The sequence below is a fragment of the Bradyrhizobium sp. I71 genome (assembly GCF_022354745.1).
Classification (GTDB): domain Bacteria; phylum Pseudomonadota; class Alphaproteobacteria; order Rhizobiales; family Xanthobacteraceae; genus Bradyrhizobium; species Bradyrhizobium liaoningense.
The window spans coordinates 1,288,953-1,307,779 of record NZ_CP059398.1 but is presented as its reverse complement, the minus strand read 5'-3'; the positions used below and the strand labels follow the sequence as shown (position 1 = coordinate 1,307,779).

Below are 18,827 nucleotides of genomic sequence, written 5' to 3'. Positions count from 1 at the left end.
CCTTACTTGGCGGGATTGACGTTGCCTTGGAAGTCAACGCTGACATCGGTCTTGGTGCCGGCCTTGTCGGCCTTGCCGCGCCAGACGCCTTCGTTGTCCTTCTGCAGGCCGGAGACGTTGGAAAATCCCGCGTCCTCGATCCGCGATTTCGCCTGTCCCTCGGTGAAGCTGTTGCGGCCGGCGACCGGAGCATTTGAGTTGTTCTGGTCGGAGCTGTTGACGGCGTTGTTTCCGGGCCCGCTTTGCGCCGGCTGCGACTGGGCGCCCGCGGGCACCGCGCCGAGCAGCAACAAGGTTGCTGCCAGCAGAGTTAGACGTGACATGTTTTTGTCTCCTGCAAGTGATTGTGCCGGCGACAACATGCGAGATTCGAATTGGTTGCTAATGCGCTGGTGGAGTTTGCGGCGGCGGTTTGCTCGGCAACGTCGAGCGAGCCGTGCCGTCGCTCGTCCGCCGCAGGGGCGTTCGCCAGCAGCCTGCTATTTTGAAGACTTCACAGGTTCGCCTTGGCTCCTCGTGGCCTCCCAGGGCGCTGGAAGTATGACGCGGATGGGGCGGGCTTCGGCGGAGCTTTGAACGACAGGAGCAGCCTGGTCCTTGACGGGCTCAGCTGCTGCTACGGCCAGCAGCGCGACCAGCATCGCCAGAGAAGTTGTCACGAGCCGCACGTCCAGCATCGAAGCCTCCTGTTGGCGCACCAACGCAGTCCGTGCCGGTTGGTTCGAATCCCGGCTCGGGAACAAGTGGCAATATGTCCTGTTTGTAGATGACAGGCCTGATGACCGGGCTGCTGGAGGAGGACACGATGAACATCAAAGCGATCATTGCAGCCGCTGTGCTGACGTCAATTGCGGCTCCCGCGTTTGCGCAATCGTTCTACGTGGTGCAGGACGTCAAGACCAAGAAGTGCACCATCACCGAATCCAAGCCGACGACCACGGAAACGACGGTTGTCAGCGGCGACACCGTGTACAAGACCAGGTCTGAAGCCGAGGCCGGCATGAAGACGGTGAAGATCTGCACCTCGCACTGAGGAAATGCCTGTGCTTTTGCTTCGGGCCATCCCGCTGTGATCCTTCTTGGCGGCGCGCCTACCTGATCGGTCACATGCACTGAGACGGAAGGCGCGGCCGCCGTGGTCCCGCCAGGGCTTCGGCGCCTCCCGAGGCAACAGCGCGATCGATGAAAGCCCGCGCGGAGCAATCCGTCGCGGGCTTTGATTTTGAGGACGCAAACTGGCGGGGCCGTGCGGATGACCTCGACGAAACACGCCTGAAACAGTGCTGAAACCCGATTGTCCTGAACGACTCGGCTCCGGGCCTCGACCAACGAAGCGAACGGGAGAGACAATCATGATCCAGATCGGTTCGAAGGAAGAAGTCGCGTTCTTGCTGGCGCTGTTCGGCACCCATACCCAGCCGGTCAGGCGGCCGAAGCCGAAATCGCAGCAAAGGTGAGAGAAGCCATGCCGGGCCTTGCCGAATGCCAGAGCCTGTTGCGGCTCCTGATCGCAAAGGGCGATCCCAAGGCCATTCCGCTTGCCAGGGGCGCCATCGATCAGTTCCTGAACACGGCGCCGGCGAGCGCCCGCGGGCGCGGCCTGCGCGTGCTCCAGCGCGACGCGCTCGACCAGCACGATGCCGCGCTCGGCGTGCAGCGCTCGTTCGCCGAGACGGTGGACGCCTATATCGAGCGCAAGCTTGCGGAGGAGTGAGAGGCGGGTGCGCGAGCTGGCGCACTCCGGTCCCGGCTGAGCCTGCGCGCTCCGTTCCCGAAACCCTTTGATCCCAAGAGAATTTTTTCGTCCCGCTGGAAACCTTTGTCCGCCGCTCGACCTATTACGGCGGAGGATGCGGACATGCCCCGATATTACTTCGACCTTCGCGACGAGAACGGAATTGCGCTGGACGAGGAGGGGCTGGAATTGTCCGGCCCGCGCGCGGTTCAGGCCGAGGCCGCCAAGTCGGTCGCCGACATGGCGCGCGATGCGGTGCTCTCCGCGCAGTTCTCGGGCGGCCGGCAGGAGATGGCGATCGGCGTTCGCGACGCAGGCGGCCCCGTCATGCAGGTGAAGTTCTGCTTCGAGATCGAAGATCTCACGTCGCGATCCCGGTCACGCGATCATTGACGCGTCAGTGTCGGTCGGGATGGCTCGGGCAGTGGCGGCCGAGACTGCTCGGATTCCAGCACGGCGACCTTGCGGCCGAGCTGCCAGACTTCGACCTTGCCCAGCCGCGTGTACTGCTTCGCAAAGACCAGGGCGGAGGAATCGGACGGGGCTTCGAACGCTTCGGCGGAGCGGAAGACGCCGTTCTCGCCGACGAGATAAGCGCGATATTGCTGCATCATGTCGGCGCCCTCAGGCCGGGCGAGCGCAGCCACGCCTCGATCTGCATGGCGGTCTCGTCCTGACGCGCCCGGCGCAGCAGCATCTCGCGGCGCCGCCCCGGCGCCAGCGCGCGCGCTTCGTCGCGGCAGCGAGCGGCCTCGTCCGCGAGTCTATCGTTCAGAGTTCTGGTCTGTTTGAACCGACGCCGTGTCAGCATGGCGCTGCTCCTCCTTGGAGGTCGGGCGGGAACGCAATTGGCGTTCTCATCACCGATCGATGCCTCGGGCCTTGCGGTGATGGCTCAAGGTTACGCTTCCGGCGAAAGCGAGTCACATCATATGATATGTCGCGCGGATTAAATTCGCAGGTGCAGGTTCAGCCGCTTGAGCCGCTTACTCATCTTGCGGCGTCGCGATTTCCGTGTTCACTTTTGAACAAAGGCGACGTTGCACGACATCGCCGGCCAAGGCTCTCGTCCGTGGACGCGGTGACTGAGAGAGCGGGCGCGCTCTTGCCTGCAAGCGAAGCGAGCGCAGGTGCGCATCCATCGGCCGTTGCCCGCCGGGCGCGAGCGGGCCGAACACATGCTGCGGATCGTGCGCGACTGCCGCGAGCTGTCGAAGCAACCACGATCCAACCTGTTTCTCGGATGGAAGACAATGGACGCGCCTCCGAAGGAGGAGGATGGCGGTGACGGGGGATGCGGTGCGTTGGCTGGAGCATTGAAAGCCCCTTGGACAGTCATCGACGAAACAATGTGTCATATGGGACCGAACTCTAAAGGATGCGTGGAGATCGGCGAGCTTCAGGGGCATGTTGTTCGAAGACGTGTCGGATCTCCCTCTGATCGTCCCCCGAAGAGCTTAAAGGTGGTGCTCTCTTCCGAGTGTTGTTGAGCTCGCTGCGGATGGAGGAGTGCAAGATGTTTATTGACATTGTTCTCTGTTTGTTCTATTGAAGAAATCAACCTCTGGGCGAAACGTGCGTCTCGCCGGAAGGGTTCAGCGGGGCAGTTCATGAGTAACTCGTTTATTACCTTTGTCTTGTTGGACCGACCGGTCACGCCCGACATGTCTGTTGTCGCCAAGATCCTTCGCGCGCGACATCCGGATTTGATGACGGAGCCGAACGATCCTGGCGAGCGACAGGTCAAAGCAAGCTCGCCGCTCCTTCGCTGCGGCAACCAGCTTGTTGCCGTCATGCCGATGCCGTCCCCGATACCGGACGATGCCGCTCTGTGGGCACGCGCTGCCACGATATGGCCGGAGGGCAAGGCCGTGGCCGCCCGGCATCGCGGTCACCTGGTCGTCTCGGCGCTGGCAAAGAACGAGAAGCCTCTCGTCGCCGCGCGCGTCACCACCGCGGTGGTCGGCGCGTTGATCGCCGCCATGCCGGAATGTTGCGGTGTTGTTTGGGACGGCCGGGTGGCGCGACCGTCCGCCCTTTGGCTAGAAGAGTCGAGCCGCTCCTTTGCACCGTTTCCCGGCTATCCCTTTACACTGTGGGTCGACATTCTTCCCTTCCAGTCGGATAGGAAGATCGGCGCGATCACTATCGGGTTGTCCACCTTCGCAGGGCGCGAGATCGAGTTCGAGACCGCCAAGCTGACACTGTCCGAACTGATCGACAAGGTGGCCGGACTTTCCGTCTATCTGGTCGAGCACGGCAACGTGGTGAAGGACGGCGACACGATCGGTGCAAGCACGACCGAGCGGATCGCGGTTCAGTATCGGAATTCCCAGGTCTTCAGTGGAGTGCCCGTGTTTTCATGTACCGATGACGTCGCAGACTCTCGTCAATGATAGCTCAGAATTTGCATCCCGCATGGTGCGCCTCGCGAGCCCATCATTTGACACGTCGGGCAAAACACTGGCAGAATGGTAACATCGAAAGATTTTATGGATCGAGCCCGCGGGATTCCGCGGGCTTTATTTTTGAGCGCCCATCGTCGTGAGGAACGAAGACGAAATTTCTGCTGCGAGAATGGAAATCGAAATGATGAGCGATGCGAACGGAGAGATCGTCTATGGCTACGCCTTCTGATGGCAGCCGAAAGAGAAAGACGCCCAGGCTCTATCGCATCACACTGAATTTCAGGATTAGCAGGCGCCCTGGGTGGGAATTGGAAAATCTTGCCGCCTTGGGCGCCGGCCGCGTGCTCAGGTCGCCGAGAGGCGAGCGACGATTCCCTGCGCTAGCTGAAACGCCAAGGCTGCTGATCGACAAATCGCTTGGGCGGCCGCCGGTCGATTGGGAGATGTTTCACGATTTTTGGCTCGTATCCGATCGGATGAAGGGCGTTCTCGAGGCCGTGGATCGAGAGGGGGTCGCGTTTCTGAAGTGCGAAACGCGGTCGCTGAAGGGAGGTGCGCCCGTTTATTGGCTTTGCGATATCATACGCCGGCTCGACGTCATTGACGAAGAAAAGTCCATCGTCCAAGTCCTGGACGAGGGAACAGATTTCAGGCGATACGATGGTACGACAATTTCCCGCTATGTCTTCCGAGAGGAGGCCATCGGTTCGGCTCATATCTTCCGGCCGCGCTTTTTGGAGCAGTGGGTTCTTTGTGATCAGACAATGAAGGACGCCTGTAAGGCTGCCGGTGTCAAAGGCCTGAGTTTCGGATATGCCTACGGCAATTACGAAGGCCTCAATCCCTAGGGTCCGCGCCTTGAGACCAGTAGAGATCTGACTTGCCCGTTCTTGGGCTCGTCTGAAGATCGCTCTTTTACCGAAGAGATTTGCACGACACCAGGGGCGGATGCCCCTGTTGCCCTCGCAGTATGCGAAATGCTGCCGCCGTTACCCAAACGGCCTGTAGGCGCCCTGCACCGACCGCGATGTCGGCCCGGTGACCGCATCAGTATCTAGCGCGCGCGAAGAGGCCGGCCCTCGCTGCTGGCCATCCACCAAGCATTTCAGATCAGACCAGCCGGCTGCGATCACCAGCAGCTCGAATGCCGGCCTGCGTCAGAAAGTAGCCGTCGCATGTTTCAAGATCATCACGTTTTGCCGCAGCAATTTGCAAATCATCCGGTCATCCGGCTCTTGGGAAAACGATTTAATATCAATGGAATTCGAAATTTGGTGACGTTGCCGTCCAGACAGAATCTGGCGACGGAGCTTGGTTCGAGCCCGCATACGGGGGGACATCTCGGAACGTACCACGAGGGATTTTCCGAGTATCTTGAAACTCTCAAGGTGTCTCCAAAGTACGACCTTGCTGATGCGGGCGATGAGCGTGCGCTGGACGAGATAGCCTCCGATGTGAACGCACTTGTAGCCGCTGCCAAGTACGCGGTAGCAAACGGCCATTTGCTTCCCAACACTCCAGAAGGACTAACGGCGGAGGAAGGAAATGGTGAGAACCGCAAATGGTTCTCAAATCGCGGGACATACGCCGCGGAGCAAGCAGAGCAAATCCGGCAGATGCAGGAAACGGTCGATCAGCTGTACGATGCCGGTCGGCGAGATGCGGCCTTGGCTTTTCCGCTTTTGTCGCCGACGAGTGGTCTCAGCATGACAGAGAGGATCGAAATATTAAGGCGCGCTAACAAAGGCAATCCGATTTCACTGCAATTCACCGGCGTCGCCCCTGTCCCTGATGCGCCGGGGCTCGTCCCCTCTCTGATCGACACTCGCTTGCGGGGCCTCTCTCCACCCGCTCGTTCCGACCTAGACAAAAACGAAGGATTCACGCGGGGTGATCCACGATTCATGGGCGGGCTGCCAGCCTTTCCAGCGCCAAGTCCCAATGAACAACGGCTCGGCCAGTTGCCCCCGACAACGGCCACGCCATCAGACCCGCTGGTGCTCCAATCCGACCCGCACTCCGGAGTGACGTATCAATATTACGACAATCCGCTGGCCGGCGGCACACCTGTGGTGCGCAATGCACTTCCTTGGCTGGCCGGAGCGGCGGCGGCCGGTGCAGCTGCTCCCTTCATTCCCGGCTGGCTGCTTGCTCTGGGAGCCATCTTGGCCGGTACGCGCGCTGCCAATGCACAGGAAGGTAGTTCCGGCGCGACGATGGTCGCTGCCGCTCCTGGCGGAGGAGTGTTCTCGACAGGAGCACCTGCGCCGAGCACATCGAACAATGGACTCAGCGTTGACAACGCGGCCAGCACCAGGGGCGTTTTGGCATCAACCTTCAGGCCGCAGCTGAGCGGAGCTTCCTCGTTTGATCCCGAGGCGCCCGCTGGCACTTTTGCCGATCGCTTCGGGGGATGGGCCACCGTCCCGGCTGGCACCATGCCCGCGAAAGATCTCGCGGTCGCGCCCGCATCCGCCGCAGGATCAGTCGCGCCCGAGGATGTTCGGCGTCTCACCCGCGTGAATGAGACGAACGCGGGCAACGTGTTCACATCGGGCAGTGCGCCCGTCCCGTATCTACCATCTACCGAATTTGACGAGCGGTTTGGCAGTTGGACTGTCCCGGCCGCTGGCAGCCAGCAGCCGCAACCGAGCAAGCCGATCGGCGTGTTTGCGGACGAGCCGAGCTACCTTATTCCTCCACCCATCTTCGGAGTGGACGGCCCCGTCAATCCGCAGACTGACAGTGAGGAATGGTTCTCGCGCTGGATACGACCTTTGCTTCGGTCCGAATGACGTCTGTGGTGAAGCGAGAGCCGTCATTTGACACGTCGGGCAAAACACTGGCAGAATGGCATCATCGAAAAGTTCGCAACGAGCCCGCGGGTCTGTCGCGGGGTTGTTTGTTTTGGCGGCGCATGAGACGTTCGTGCTCTACGTGCCACCCGGCCCGAACCACCTCGTCAACGCCTTCGCAAGTCCGCGCTGGCTCTCGTCTCCCACCCAGGCCACATGACCATCGGGCCGCACCAGCACCGCGTCGGGAGCGGCGACCTCTCCGATGGCCGGAAGCCGCCAGGGGCCGTCGCAAACGGCATCGACGATCTCGATGCGTTTCCCCCAGAACGTGATGTCGATGCTGCCGCGCTTGCCGAAATTGAGCAGCACGCCGCGCGCGCCGTGCAGCAGCGTGAACAATCGTTGCGGCCGGCCTTCGACCGTCAGATCGAGATCCGGTATGCGGCGCCCGAGCAGCGCGTGGCCTTCGCCGAGATCATAGCGGATGTCGAGCCCGCTCATCATCGCGCCGAAGCGCCGGCGCGGCGCCTCCATGGCGAGCAGCTCCGACACCACGTCGCGCGCGGCCTTGCGGCCGTCGTCGCCGCGGCGGAGCAGGGCGATCTGCGCCATGGTGTTGCGCAGGACGCGCGCGGCGACGGGATGTCGCTCGGCGTGGTAGGTGTCGAGCAGGCTGTCGGGTGAAATGCCCTTGACGACCTGCGCCAGCTTCCAGCCGAGATTGACCGCGTCCTGCAGGCCGGTGTTGAGGCCCTGGCCGCCCACGGAATGATGGATGTGCGCGGCATCGCCGGCGAGCAGCACGCGTCCCCTGCGATAGGATGCAGCCTGCCGCGCCGCGTCGGTGAAGCGGGAGATCCAGCTGGGGCTGTGCAGACCGAAGTCGGCGCCGTACACGGCGACGAGGGCCTCGCTGAGATCGCGCAAGGTGGGTTGGCCGCTCCGATCGAGCGTCGCCTCCGTCACGACGACAAGCACGCGCCCGCTCTCCGTCTTGCTGAGGCCGTGAAAGCCCAGCGCGTCGTGACGCAGGCCCCATGCCGGCTCCTCGCGCATCTCGACTTCGGCCATGAGATTGCTGAGCGTCGGATCGAAACCGGCGAAATCGATGCCGGCGGTCTTGCGCACCACGCTGCGGCCGCCGTCGCAGCCGACGAGATAGTTTGCGCGCAACGTCTCGCCGCCGGAGAGCGTGACGTCGACGCCGGCCGCGTCCTGCGCGAAGCTCGTCACCTCGGCGTTGCGATAGACCGGGACCGCGAGCTCCGCGACCCAGTCGGCCAGGAGGCGCTCGATGTGGTTCTGCCGCAGCGCGAGCCCGTAAGGATGGCGAGTGGGAAGGTCGCTGATGTCGAGCCGCGTCCATGCAAAGCCCGCAAGCTGAGTGATCTGTCCTTCGCGCAGGAACCGCTCGGCGATGCCGCGCTGATCGAGGATCTCGATGCTGCGCGCGTGCAGTCCGCCGGCGCGCGTGCCGACGAGGTCCTGGTTCGCGCGCCGCTCGACCACGGCGACGTCGACATGTGCCAGCGCGAGCTCTGCGGCCAGCATCAGCCCGGTCGGGCCGCCGCCGGCGATGATGACCGCATGGCCGCTGGCTGCCGCGCGTCTTGCGTGCGTTCGGCGGCGCGACCGGGATGTCGGAAGCGATACAGGCATGTCGTGACCCCTCGGCTCGTTGTTGGGTCGAGGCTTCTACGCGATCATCGGGGGCTTGAAGCAAGCCCCTTGCGAACCACATATTGAGCCGGGAGGAGGGGCTTCCGCTTTAGCGCCCGCCGCGTTGACACGTCGGGCAAAACACTGGCAGAATGGCATCATCGAAACGAGTGTGGTTGGCCCGCGCGGAGCAATCTGCAGCGGGCTTTTTCATGTCCGCTTCGTGCGACGGCAATCGCGCACAACACAGGGTTTGACACGTCGGGCAAAACACCGGCATAGTGACATCATCGAGACGAGTTTGGTTGACCCGCGCGGAGAAATCCGCCGCGGGTTTTTTCGTTCTCGATTTCGCAATCGGACGGCGGCGGCGCATTGCGGCCACGCACTCGTCAAACCTGGAGCGCCGATCGGCGCGCCGCCGTCCGAACCATTGCTGGCCGTGCACGCGCGAACGTGCCGGCCCGCGGCGCCGGGCCCGCTGCCCGCGCCGCTGCGGTCTCCGGGACGGAGATAGGGTTCGCGCCCGAAACGATCGCGCCTCGCCTGTGCGATCTGCCGCGCATTTTCTTACTGGGAGGAACGATGACCGCTTACCTGATATCGCTCGCACTCGCGGGCCTCATCGCAATCGTGCTCTGGGAGACGTTCTCGTGAGCGAGGACACCATCGAATGCGAGCCCGAGCTTGCACCAGCCCGCTTGCCCGCGCGGGGGAAGACGCCGAGGGCGCGCACCCTGACCGAGATTCGTTCGCTTGCGCGCAGCCACACCAGGACGGCCATCAGGGTGCTCGTCGGCGTGATGCGCAGCGAGGATGCAACGCCGGCGGCCCGCGTCTCGGCGGCCAATGCCATCCTCGATCGCGGCTGGGGCAAGGCCGCACAGCCCGTCGAGAACGGCCAAGACGGAATGCTGGAATTGATTCACCGGATCGAGCGCATCATCGTGCATCCGGCGAGTTCGAACAGCGGCGATGCCGTCACGACGCTCGAGACGGCGGAGATCCCGATCTGCAATCGCGGCTCGATTGCCGGTTGACCCGTCGGGCAAAACACTGGCAGAATGGCATCATCGAATTCGAGTTGGTTCAGCCCGCGCCGAGAAATTGGCCGCGGGTTTTTCGTTTCGATGATCCCTATGAGTGAGGAACGATCGCCAACAGAAGCCAGTATGGTTCTTTCCTGAAATTCTGCACATTCGTGGCCTTGAAGCGTCGGGATCTGCCGTGGTTCAAAGGAGGCCGTCCGATTCCGAGAAAGGGCGCCCTATGTGGACGAAGGCGAGCTGCGGTCGCTGCGACCTGCCGCCGACACGTCCATCCCGTCGATTCGACGGATGCGGAATGGGCTTCGGCGAAGCGGCTGATTGCGCCAGCAAGGTGGGGCAGCAACAAGCGCGCCGACGATGCGTGCGAGGTGTCGATAGCCTGATGTATGGTCTGAGCACTGGTTGGAGCGATGACGAAGTCGCGATCTGCCTCTGCTGGGAGCGGGCCGTCGCTTCTCACTATCAGTCCGCGGAGGCGGGACATGGACACTAAGCAACTCGTGGACGCGATCCCCGAGATCAATGACTTCTCGACTGTCGCTTCGATCGTATGCGTCCTTCCAACCTACTTTCTTCGTCTTCAATCTACGACTTACAGGATAGTCCTGTCGCTGAGCATGGTTTTCGGTCTTTCGATATTGGCAGTTGCGATGACAACGATCGTTGGGCCGCTTCCGCCTCACCGTTCTCGGGGCGATATCATCATTCCGGTCGTTCTGTTTTCGCCGCTCGTCGTTGTCCTCATCGCGATCCTTGCGTGCATCAAGCGCGTAACCCGTGTCGGCTTATGGAGCACGGTAGTTATGGTTTGCGTCATCATCGACTGGGTTGGAATTTCTTTGCTCATCCTGGCTCTTTCGTAGCGCGTTTTGGTTGGCTCTGCCGTTCTCGCGCGCGAATTTCTTGACAGGGCGTTCATTGACGGGAGGGTGAGGAACCCATCTCATCCCATGCAGGGAGCCTCGGATATTATTCTGGCAAGTATAACGCCGATCCAAATGCGACGACGGTCGGACGGGATATTGAAAAGAAACTTAGCAACCTTTTGCTTGTCGACTATGGTCCGGCTGGAAATGAAATTCCAGAATGCCATTCGGGCAATTCTCAATAATCCCGATGACCCAGCCTTCGCGCCGTATGTAAAGGACTTGTATTTGGCCGGTGTCGCTTTGCAGAAGGGCAGCGACCGGGCTCTCATGGCGTCAACCATCGCCGCATATTTGCGTGATGGCGTTCGAAATTATCAATCGAACATGAGCGTCCAGGGTGATCTAACGACCGGGATTGACGCTTGGAACCGTTTGGGTCCGTCGACCCGAAATGCACTGCTTGTTCAATTTTATAAGCAAGGTCCGACCCCAACGCGCGCGCTGAGAAACGCGATGATCGCTGCGCAGAACGGTGTCCCTTATGTTCCCCGCGTGGGGATGGATGGCGCTGGTGCAACCTATCTTGCAAACGAATCGGCAATCATTCAGGCGTTGGCTGATGGGCCCGCCAGCTTTTCCGATCGGTGGAATGCAGCCAACCATCGTGCAGGACTTGCCGCCAACCAGCGGTCGGTCAGCCGTTTCACAAGCGGTCTCTCCGATCCTGTAGCCCATGCCGATGCGCAAGGACCACTTGACCTCAATCCTGGCTCGCCGACCTACATCCCGGAGCATTTGCGGTATCTGCAAGAGGCGGATCGCTTGCCTCGAACCCGTCGCGAAGACGTGCGGGTCTTGAGGAGGATGCCAACCAGGGAATCGGATCGATCAGTGCTCAATTCGAGCGGTGGTGTTTCGGTGCCTTTTGTTCCTCCTGAAGCGTCGTTTCCGCTCTCGCCGCAAAGCGACTTCGAGAGGCGATTCGGATCGTGGCCGACGTCTTCCGGCGTGCTTGCTGGTTTCAGTCACCCTCCGAAGGGGCAACCCGACACTGACAACGAAGGCTGGTCCGCGATGTGGCGCAGGCGCATCGGCCTGCCCTGAGCCGAGCGAGCATATCCATTGTCGATCCTGAAAATCCCGACCGCCAAGATCTTCGAGCCGCTGCTCAAGCCTGCGCGCTACAAGGGCGTCTACGGGGGACGCGGCTCGGGCAAATCGCATTTCTTCGGCGAGCTTCTGGTCGAGACCTGCCAGACCGAGCGCGGCACGCTCGCGGTCTGCATTCGCGAGGCGCAGCGCACGCTGGCGCAATCCTCGAAGCGTCTGATCGAAGGCAAGATCGCAAGCCTGCGCCTCGGTCACGGCTTCAAGCTGTTCAGCGACAAGATCGAGACACCCGGAGATGGATTGATCATCTTCCGTGGGCTTCAGGATCACACGGCCGACTCGATCAAATCATTGGAGGGGTTTCGCATCGCCTGGATCGACGAGGCGCAATCCTTGAGCGCACGCAGCCTCGCGCTGCTGCGGCCGACGATCCGCGCCAAGGACTCCGAGCTCTGGGCGAGCTGGAATCCGCGGCGCAAGAGCGATGCGATCGACGATTTTCTGCGCGGGCGCAAGCCCGAGGGATCCGTGGTGGTCAAGGCGAACTGGCGCGACAATCCCTGGTTTCCGGACGTGCTCGGGGAGGAGCGGCTCTTGGATCAAAAGCTCTACCCGGAGCGCTACGACCACATCTGGGAGGGCGAGTATGCGCGTGCCTTCGAGGGCGCCTATTTCGCCTCGCTGCTGTCGGAAGCGCGTGCGCAGGGACGGATCGGAAAGGTTGCCGCTGATCCGCTGTTGCCGCTGCGCGCCTTCATCGACATCGGCGGGGCCGGTGCTGCGGCGGATGCGTTCACGATGTGGATCGTACAGTGGGTCGGCAGCGAGATTCGTGTTCTGGATTATTACGAGAGCGTCGGCCAGGTGCTGGCGTTTCACGTCAACTGGCTGCGTTCGCGCGGCTATGACAACGCCGTGCTTTATCTGCCGCACGACGGCATGGCCGCCAACAACGTCACCGGCAAGCGCTATGAGGATCATTTGCGCGAGGCCGGCTTCAAGGTTGAGCCGCCGGTCAAGAACCAGGGGCCGGGCGCGGCCATGATGCGGATCGAGGCGCTGCGCCGGCTCGGCCCGCAGCTCTGGTTCAACGCGGAGACGACCGAGCCCGGCCGCGAAGCGCTCGGCTTCTATCACGAGCGCAAGGACGAGACGCGCAACATCGGTCTCGGCCCCGAGCACGACTGGTCGAGCCACGCTGCCGACGCGCTGGGATTGATGGCGATCTGCTACGAGCAGCCGGGCAGGGTGGCGGCGTTCAATCGGCCGATCCGGTATGCGGAGCATGGATGGATGTGAGGAGATCAGTGCCCTGCGGTTGACATATGTTCCCGTTACGTTCTAGTTTACCCAGACTCTACCACTGCGTGAGTTTTGCGATGTCGGCCTTGCGAATGCTGGTTGAGCTGATCGGGTACGCGATCGCGCGAACTGCTTTGACCTTCCTTTCATTTGGAAAGATCTATGTCGAGCCGTTCAGTGCATCGGCGCCGTCATCGCTCCGACCGTGTTTCCGTCGTGACGCAGATGGACGGATCGAATTGCGACAGGAAGCCACCGCCCGGTGCGGGCTCGGGATTGGCTTCCTGGTGCTGCTCGCGAGCGCGGCCATAGTTCACGGCCTGTCATTCCGAGGATAGACCTCTCGGCAGATGGAATATTTGTTGTACTGGCTCTTCTTCGAATTCACCGGATGTTCTGCTGCGTGGCTTCCCTTCATCAGAGAGACGAACCCGCAGGAGGTTACGTCGAGCGTATCAAGAAGGATTTTCGAACCTGCGACTATCGCGATACCTGGCAGCTCTTCAGATCCCGCCTAATGGGTACATTTGTGGCGCCACCTGTGGTAGTGGGCTGGTCATAGCTGGTTTATTCGAAGGAGTGCTTATGGGACGGCAGGTTCGTTGGACGGCGATCGGTTTGGTCATGTTGTGCATGGCCTGTCCGCCGGCGAGGGCCATTGGTTATCTGTCCGGGGTCTTGCAAAAGCCTGCCTATGTTCAATCCCTGGGGACCCTGCTGGGTAATGCTCCAAGCTGGACCAAGGAAATTCTCAAGAAGAACGGCCGTTATGTGAGCGGCTTGCGATTCCACGAGGAAATCGCCGGAACCAGATACGAGCTCTTTGACATGTGCGTGCGTGTCGCAAAGTGCATCGACACCTCAATTGTCGTCATGTTCGCGCCGAACGGCACGCAGGCGTGGGCTGGCCTCAGCGAAAAAGGAGTTATATCCTTCCTGGGAGCTCCAAGCGATGCGCAGCAGGCGGCGCTGAAAAGGCAGCTCTATGTCCCGGAGCCGCCGCCAAAGACCGGACCTTATCTGTCCCAGATGATGAAGACGAATCCGGCCTATGCGCGAGCGTTGAATGCATTGCTCGATCATGCTGACGCGCTGCCTGAGTGGGCTCAGGGAATGGGGAGAGGAAAAGGTTGGAGCGTCGAGTCGCCCGTCACCAATGTCACGATCGATGGCACAGGCTACGAGTTGTTTGACACCTGCGAGTCTCAGAATTGTAACCGCAGCCAGCTGATTGTCATGTTTGCTCCCAACGCGACCCAGGCATGGGGAGCTCTGTCTCATGAAGGGACCATTTCCTACTTCGGCGGGCCAAGCGCTGCCCAGCAGAAGGCTCTGAGAGAAACGCTGGGCAGCGGCAAATGATGCGGTTAAGTCGCAGCGCGAAGCAACTCCTGCTGGTGTGTGGCTGCTCTTGTGTTGATCGCTGATTGACGATTGCCGACAAGGTCGAGCCTTAATGGGGGCACGCTCTCCCGACGCCGGCGCACCGAAAACATCAATCTCTGAACTGAACAGCGGTCCTGGTGGGCCGCTGTTCTCATTTGTGGTGGCAAGATGGACATTCTTGACAAGATCATTTCGGCCGAGAGCAGCGGCAATCCGGACAAGGCAAACAAGCCGAACAAAACGTCGAGTGCGCTCGGGCTCGGGCAGTTCATCAATGGGACCTGGCTCGACATGGTCAAGCGCTACAAGCCCAAGTTGGCGGAAGGTAAATCGGATGCCGAGATTCTCGAGCTTCGCAAGAATTCCGATATTTCGAAAGAAATGACGGCCAGGTATGCGGAGGAGAACCAAGCAAGGCTTCGCCGAGCCGGCGTCCCCGTCACGCCGACCTCGACCTATCTCATGCACTTCGCCGGCCCGGGCGGCGGCGTCAAATTGATGAAGGCGGATCCGAATACGCCGGTGGAGTCGATTCTCGACGACAACGCCATCAAGGCCAATGCCTTCCTTCGCGGCAAGACAGCCAGCTGGGTCATCGCTTGGGCAAACAAGAAGATGGAAAGCGCCGCGGCGTCTCGGCCTGCCGCAGCGCCCCGCCGCGTGCCGTGGGACGCCGGCAGCCAACCCATTCCTTCTCTCCTGCAGACTCAGGCAGTGGAGCCGGCGTTCGGCGCCACGAGCTGGCCGCAACGTCCCGCTTCGCCCAACGTGTTGTCGCCCGATGCGGCCCGTCGCATTGCCGGAGCACCGAGAGCCGCGCCGATACCCTTCCTGGACGGAACGATGCGGGCCCAACAGGCGCTCGACAATTCGCTTCCCGCGCCAGGAGCCGCGCCCTGGGACCTTGCCGATCGCTTCGGACGTTGGAGCAGCCTCGGTGGCGTGTTAGGGCCGGCGAGCGCAAGCTATGCGTCCCTCCAGGGTGGATACGACAAGCCGTCGCCTCCAGGCGCGAGCGCGCTGGCTCCGAACGCACCCGAAGAGACCATCGTCGATGCACCCGCCGTCCGTCGCAGCGACATTCGCTGGCTGACCCGGCGTGATGTTTCGAACGAGGCGGATGTGTCTACGTCAGGTGCCCCGCCCGTACCGTACTTGCCATACAGGTGAAGCTTAGCCCGCCGGATGTCGCGGTGAACCAGTTCTGACCAAAAAGTATTTCACCGCATAGATGTCGATCAGCGAAGTGAAGGCGATGCTCGCCACAGAGAAAGCCATCGCGCTCGTCGAATGACGTTACATCCAGGCGTCGCACCAGTCGCTACTTCTTCTCGACGCGCCCGAAAATCCTGAGGAATGCGAGGCCCGAGAGCCCCGCCACGTAGGAGAGGAGGACCAGTCCGGGCCCCTCGGGTCCAAGAATGAGGTACCAGAAGAATCCGAAGAAGCCGAGTATGAGGGAGTGTACAAGGGCGGTCTTCAAACAACCCGCGCTTTCTCGTTCCGGAGGAGGCGGCATCTTCAATCTCACTGATGTCTCCTCTGGAGTCGTAACATGGGTGGAATGGAATGGCTTTCGAAAATTTGCTGGTTCGCCTGATTGCAATGTTCGGAAAAGGAGAGTTATCGAACAGGCTTTCGCAGTTTGATCCGCCGTCCCGCGGCGATATTCTCCACGACGGGCTCGTTGGAGCAGGCAAGACCTGGGGCGGTGTCCTCGGGGCCGCGGCGGGGATAACCGGCGGCCAGGCTGTTGGTGGTCCGTATGGGGCAATCGCGGGCGGAGCGGTGCTGGCACCCACGGGGAGTCTCGCAGGAGGATGGGCCGCGCACGGTGCCTATCTTCAAGGTTTGCTCATCAACGACATTCTCACGCACCCCGAGAACTGGACCGTTGACGCGGCGGGCGCGATCATCCCGGCCGCGGCAAACATTGCGAACGATCCGCCGCGGCAGAATGCGAGCCGGTCGAGCGCCTTCGGTAGCGGAGCAACTCCGCTTCAGTATTCTCCCGCTCCGAATGCAGGAACGTACCGCATCCCCCTGCCGAGCTCCGGCGTGCTCGGCAGGAATCCATCGACATCGGTCCAGCCAGACGCGCCCTGGGACCTTTCCGTTCGCTTTGGCCGATGGAGCGGTCTCGGTGGGGTATTGAGTCCGGCGACCGCATATGCGTCCGCAGGAGATGGATACGACGCGCCGTCGCCTCAGGCCGCCAGCGCGCCAGCTCCGAGCATGCCCGAACAATGCGCCATCGATGTGCGCGCGGTCCGTCGCAGCGACATTCGCCGGTTGGCGCGGAGCGATGATCCGAACGAGGCCGATGTGTTTACGACAGGCGCCCGGCCGGTGCCGTACCTGTCGCGCTGGTGAAGCTGCGCCGCCACGCGATGTGGTGAATTTGATCAAAAGGTATTTCATGACAAAGATGTCGATTTCCGAAGTGAAGGCGATGCTCGCCTCCGAGAAAGCCAACGCGCTCGCCGCGATGTCGGCGGCGCGGCTCGCCGAGGAGCGGGCGGATGCGATGGACTATTATCTCGGCGACATGCGCAAGGACATGCCGGCGCAGGACGGCCGCTCGCGCGCGGTGTCGACCGACGTCGCCGACACCATCGAAGGCCTGATGCCGCAGCTGATGGACATCTTCGCCGGCTCCGACGAGGTCGTGCGCTTCGAGCCGGTCGGCCCCGAGGACGTCGCGGCCGCACAGCAGGAGACGGACTACGTCAACCACGTCTTCATGCAGCAGAACGGCGGCTTCATGGTGCTCTACTCCTTCATCAAGGACGCGCTGCTGTCGAAGGCCGGCATCGTCAAGGTCTGGTGGGAGGAGCGGGAGGAGGAGGGCCGCGAGACCTATTACGATCTCACGGACGACCAGTTCGCGCTGCTGGCCCAGGATGTGGCGGAATCGAACGGCGCGATGAAGATCGTCGCGCACACGGTGCACGATGGGACCGACGAGAGAGATACGTTGCAAGCAACGTCTTAGGATTCAGGTCGGGGCAAACCCAGGGCAATCGCATATGGAGGCGATTTCGCGTGTGGCCATTCTTCGAGGCGCCCGCCGTTGGCGGGCCCTCAGGGGATGAGGCTTGAGGGCGCGGCTGCATTTTCAACGAGCACCGATGCTTCTTAGCCTCATCCTGAGCCCCCAGCGCCGAAAGCGGACGCTGCACATGGAGAGGAGACCGCCAAGTGGTCGTCTCGAAGGATGAGGCGCGCGCCCAAGTCGCGCAAAATGCCATATGCGATTGACCAAGGGCGAACCGGGAAACCGCCGGCGCAATTGCGCGCGGTGCCGCATTGGATCGGAGGCCTCTTCGTCGCCGCGGCGAGAGGTGTCTCCATCTACACAAATTCGTTTCGTCGGCCCATCAAGCTCGGCCGCCTCTATCACTGGAAGCGATCGTAGGGACACCGACTGGGCGTCCCTGGTGGACTGCTCGGCATGATCCAAGACTACATGCGCAACATCGGCTACTACCATGGGCCAGGTACTGGATCATATATGAAAATCCGAAATTGGCTTTGACGCGTCGGGCAAAACACCTCTATAGTGGCATCATCGAAGAGTTTACGACAGTCGTTCTGCGCAATGACGACAAGGGCTGTATTAGGCCGGGAGCAGGCCGACCGGATTGAACTGTTGTCCGTGCTGCCAGTATGGCTGTACGATTTAGACTCAGAGACGTGTGATCGCCGACGACTTCTTGCTTTGTGTTGGAGCCGGTATCCGATGGTAGTCGGTTGGGTTCTGGAGTTGATTTGGTGGGGCGTCGGTTATGCCGTGGCACGACCGGTGCTACCTCTTGTTTCTTTCGGCAGGCTCCGGGTTGGGACTGCTCGCGACTCCAGCGGATTTGGTTGGGTGGGTCTGCGACGCACCGAAGAGGGGCGACTTGAAATCGAGGCCACTTTCGCCGCCCTGATCGGTCTGGTGATCTGTTGCGCCTTACTTGCAGCGGTTCTCCACTTTCTTCACTCGCGGTGATTTTGTGGTTCATCCAATGCTTTGCGCCAGCTCGGCACGCCGCTAGGCGAAGGAGCAGATCGCAAAGATCGATGCGATGCCGGCAATCGACCAGGCGAGCGCAAGACGCTCGTGCCGGGCGGCGTTCGCGAGATGAAGGCGGCCAGTATCGGTCAAGCAAGCGGGATCGCATTGGGAGATGCGGATCGACGCAGCATGACCTATCTTCAAGACGCGACCAATCGTCAATGACACGACGGTGAGAAGCAGGATTTCAAGTGATGCGAGCGACACAATGGCCGTCGTCTCGTGCATCCAGCGTGGGCGCGCGGGTAGCATCGACATCTGCGCGCCAGGCGCCACGCTGTTGAGCACCACGCGGAGGTCATTGAGATAAAGCCCCGCGATGAGAAGAAGACCGCAAACCCAGATCGCTGCGAGGATGGTCAATACCAAGGTCATGTCGGACGCCGTTCGGATCTCGAGCCGCTTTCAACATCGCCAAAAGATTCGCTGCGGTCAACAAAGGAGATTG

General features: G+C 61.5%; 20 protein-coding genes. 14 read left to right on the top strand and 6 right to left on the bottom strand.

Translation table 11 applies throughout. From position 1 onward, the window contains the following. Window positions 1–2: 2 nt before the first annotated feature. Window positions 3–323 carry a hypothetical protein gene (locus tag FJV43_RS06465; RefSeq protein WP_239625525.1) on the bottom strand — a complete coding sequence of 107 codons (321 nt, stop codon included), beginning with the start codon at window positions 321–323 and terminating at the stop codon, window positions 3–5. Window positions 324–805: 482 nt separating this feature from the next. On the opposite strand from FJV43_RS06465, the gene FJV43_RS06460 reads away from it, so the two are divergent. The 3 genes from FJV43_RS06460 to FJV43_RS06450 all read left to right on the top strand — a co-directional run bounded on the left by FJV43_RS06460 (window position 806) and on the right by FJV43_RS06450 (window position 2,128). Beyond that, the gene (locus FJV43_RS06460; protein ID WP_239625523.1) at window positions 806–1,033 is read left to right on the top strand and encodes a hypothetical protein; all 228 of its coding nucleotides are present in this window, start codon (window positions 806–808) and stop codon (window positions 1,031–1,033) included. Between the two features lie 432 nt (window positions 1,034–1,465). Continuing rightward, window positions 1,466–1,714: a hypothetical protein gene (locus FJV43_RS06455; protein ID WP_239625521.1), complete on the top strand. Its 249-nt coding sequence runs from the start codon at window positions 1,466–1,468 to the stop codon at window positions 1,712–1,714. A 144-nt stretch (window positions 1,715–1,858) separates the two neighbouring features. After that, on the top strand, window positions 1,859–2,128 hold the full coding sequence (locus FJV43_RS06450) for a hypothetical protein (RefSeq protein ID WP_239625520.1): 270 nt from the start codon (window positions 1,859–1,861) through the stop codon (window positions 2,126–2,128). Here FJV43_RS06450 and FJV43_RS06445 read toward each other — a convergent pair. Both FJV43_RS06445 and FJV43_RS06440 read right to left on the bottom strand, forming a co-directional pair. Continuing rightward, window positions 2,122–2,382, bottom strand: coding sequence for a hypothetical protein (locus tag FJV43_RS06445; RefSeq protein ID WP_239625519.1), 261 nt, complete (start codon window positions 2,380–2,382; stop codon window positions 2,122–2,124). The two genes, FJV43_RS06450 and FJV43_RS06445, sit on opposite strands and share 7 nt — an antisense overlap. Further along, window positions 2,346–2,546 (bottom strand): hypothetical protein, encoded by a 201-nt coding sequence (locus tag FJV43_RS06440; RefSeq protein ID WP_239625517.1) that lies wholly within the window; start codon window positions 2,544–2,546, stop codon window positions 2,346–2,348. The genes FJV43_RS06445 and FJV43_RS06440 overlap by 37 nt, the downstream gene beginning before the upstream one ends. Window positions 2,547–3,345: 799 nt before the next feature. Here FJV43_RS06440 and FJV43_RS06435 point away from each other — a divergent pair. From FJV43_RS06435 to FJV43_RS06425, 3 genes are all read left to right on the top strand, one after another. Then, complete coding sequence (locus tag FJV43_RS06435; protein ID WP_239625515.1) at window positions 3,346–4,131, top strand: DUF4261 domain-containing protein; 786 nt, start codon at window positions 3,346–3,348, stop codon at window positions 4,129–4,131. A 224-nt stretch (window positions 4,132–4,355) separates the two neighbouring features. Next, on the top strand, window positions 4,356–4,991 hold the full coding sequence (locus tag FJV43_RS06430; RefSeq protein WP_239625514.1) for a DUF1629 domain-containing protein: 636 nt from the start codon (window positions 4,356–4,358) through the stop codon (window positions 4,989–4,991). 327 nt (window positions 4,992–5,318) lie between these two features. After that, window positions 5,319–6,938, top strand: a complete 1,620-nt coding sequence (locus FJV43_RS06425; RefSeq protein WP_239625512.1) for an AHH domain-containing protein — start codon at window positions 5,319–5,321, stop codon at window positions 6,936–6,938. 138 nt (window positions 6,939–7,076) lie between these two features. Here FJV43_RS06425 and FJV43_RS06420 read toward each other — a convergent pair whose 3' ends face one another. After that, complete coding sequence (locus FJV43_RS06420; protein WP_239625510.1) at window positions 7,077–8,600, bottom strand: FAD-dependent monooxygenase; 1,524 nt, start codon at window positions 8,598–8,600, stop codon at window positions 7,077–7,079. A 701-nt stretch (window positions 8,601–9,301) separates the two neighbouring features. On the opposite strand from FJV43_RS06420, the gene FJV43_RS06415 reads away from it, so the two are divergent. The 6 genes from FJV43_RS06415 to FJV43_RS06390 all read left to right on the top strand — a co-directional run bounded on the left by FJV43_RS06415 (window position 9,302) and on the right by FJV43_RS06390 (window position 15,486). Next, window positions 9,302–9,640: a hypothetical protein gene (locus FJV43_RS06415; RefSeq protein WP_239629331.1), complete on the top strand. Its 339-nt coding sequence runs from the start codon at window positions 9,302–9,304 to the stop codon at window positions 9,638–9,640. 491 nt (window positions 9,641–10,131) lie between these two features. Next, a complete protein-coding gene (locus FJV43_RS06410) occupies window positions 10,132–10,512 on the top strand; it encodes a hypothetical protein (protein ID WP_239625508.1) in 381 nt (126 codons plus the stop codon). A gap of 210 nt (window positions 10,513–10,722) precedes the next feature. Further along, window positions 10,723–11,622, top strand: a complete 900-nt coding sequence (locus FJV43_RS06405) for a hypothetical protein (protein WP_239625506.1) — start codon at window positions 10,723–10,725, stop codon at window positions 11,620–11,622. Window positions 11,623–11,640: 18 nt separating this feature from the next. After that, window positions 11,641–12,927: a phage terminase large subunit gene (locus FJV43_RS06400; RefSeq protein ID WP_239625505.1), complete on the top strand. Its 1,287-nt coding sequence runs from the start codon at window positions 11,641–11,643 to the stop codon at window positions 12,925–12,927. Window positions 12,928–13,515: 588 nt separating this feature from the next. Further along, window positions 13,516–14,292, top strand: coding sequence for an Ivy family c-type lysozyme inhibitor (locus tag FJV43_RS06395; RefSeq protein WP_239625503.1), 777 nt, complete (start codon window positions 13,516–13,518; stop codon window positions 14,290–14,292). 192 nt (window positions 14,293–14,484) lie between these two features. Beyond that, window positions 14,485–15,486, top strand: a complete 1,002-nt coding sequence (locus tag FJV43_RS06390) for a hypothetical protein (RefSeq protein WP_239625501.1) — start codon at window positions 14,485–14,487, stop codon at window positions 15,484–15,486. A 151-nt stretch (window positions 15,487–15,637) separates the two neighbouring features. Here the strand turns inward: FJV43_RS06390 and FJV43_RS06385 are convergent, their stop codons facing one another. Beyond that, window positions 15,638–15,847, bottom strand: coding sequence for a hypothetical protein (locus FJV43_RS06385; protein WP_239625500.1), 210 nt, complete (start codon window positions 15,845–15,847; stop codon window positions 15,638–15,640). Window positions 15,848–15,885: 38 nt separating this feature from the next. Here FJV43_RS06385 and FJV43_RS06380 point away from each other — a divergent pair, with 38 nt between their 5' ends. Both FJV43_RS06380 and FJV43_RS06375 read left to right on the top strand, forming a co-directional pair. Continuing rightward, window positions 15,886–16,689 carry a complement resistance protein TraT gene (locus tag FJV43_RS06380; protein WP_239625498.1) on the top strand — a complete coding sequence of 268 codons (804 nt, stop codon included), beginning with the start codon at window positions 15,886–15,888 and terminating at the stop codon, window positions 16,687–16,689. A gap of 46 nt (window positions 16,690–16,735) precedes the next feature. Beyond that, entirely contained in the window at window positions 16,736–17,311 is a 576-nt protein-coding gene (locus FJV43_RS06375; protein WP_239625496.1) for a hypothetical protein, read from the top strand. Between the two features lie 1,044 nt (window positions 17,312–18,355). On the opposite strand, the gene FJV43_RS06370 is transcribed toward FJV43_RS06375, so the two are convergent. Further along, window positions 18,356–18,742 carry a hypothetical protein gene (locus tag FJV43_RS06370; protein WP_239625494.1) on the bottom strand — a complete coding sequence of 129 codons (387 nt, stop codon included), beginning with the start codon at window positions 18,740–18,742 and terminating at the stop codon, window positions 18,356–18,358. Between the last annotated feature and the right edge of the window lie 85 nt (window positions 18,743–18,827).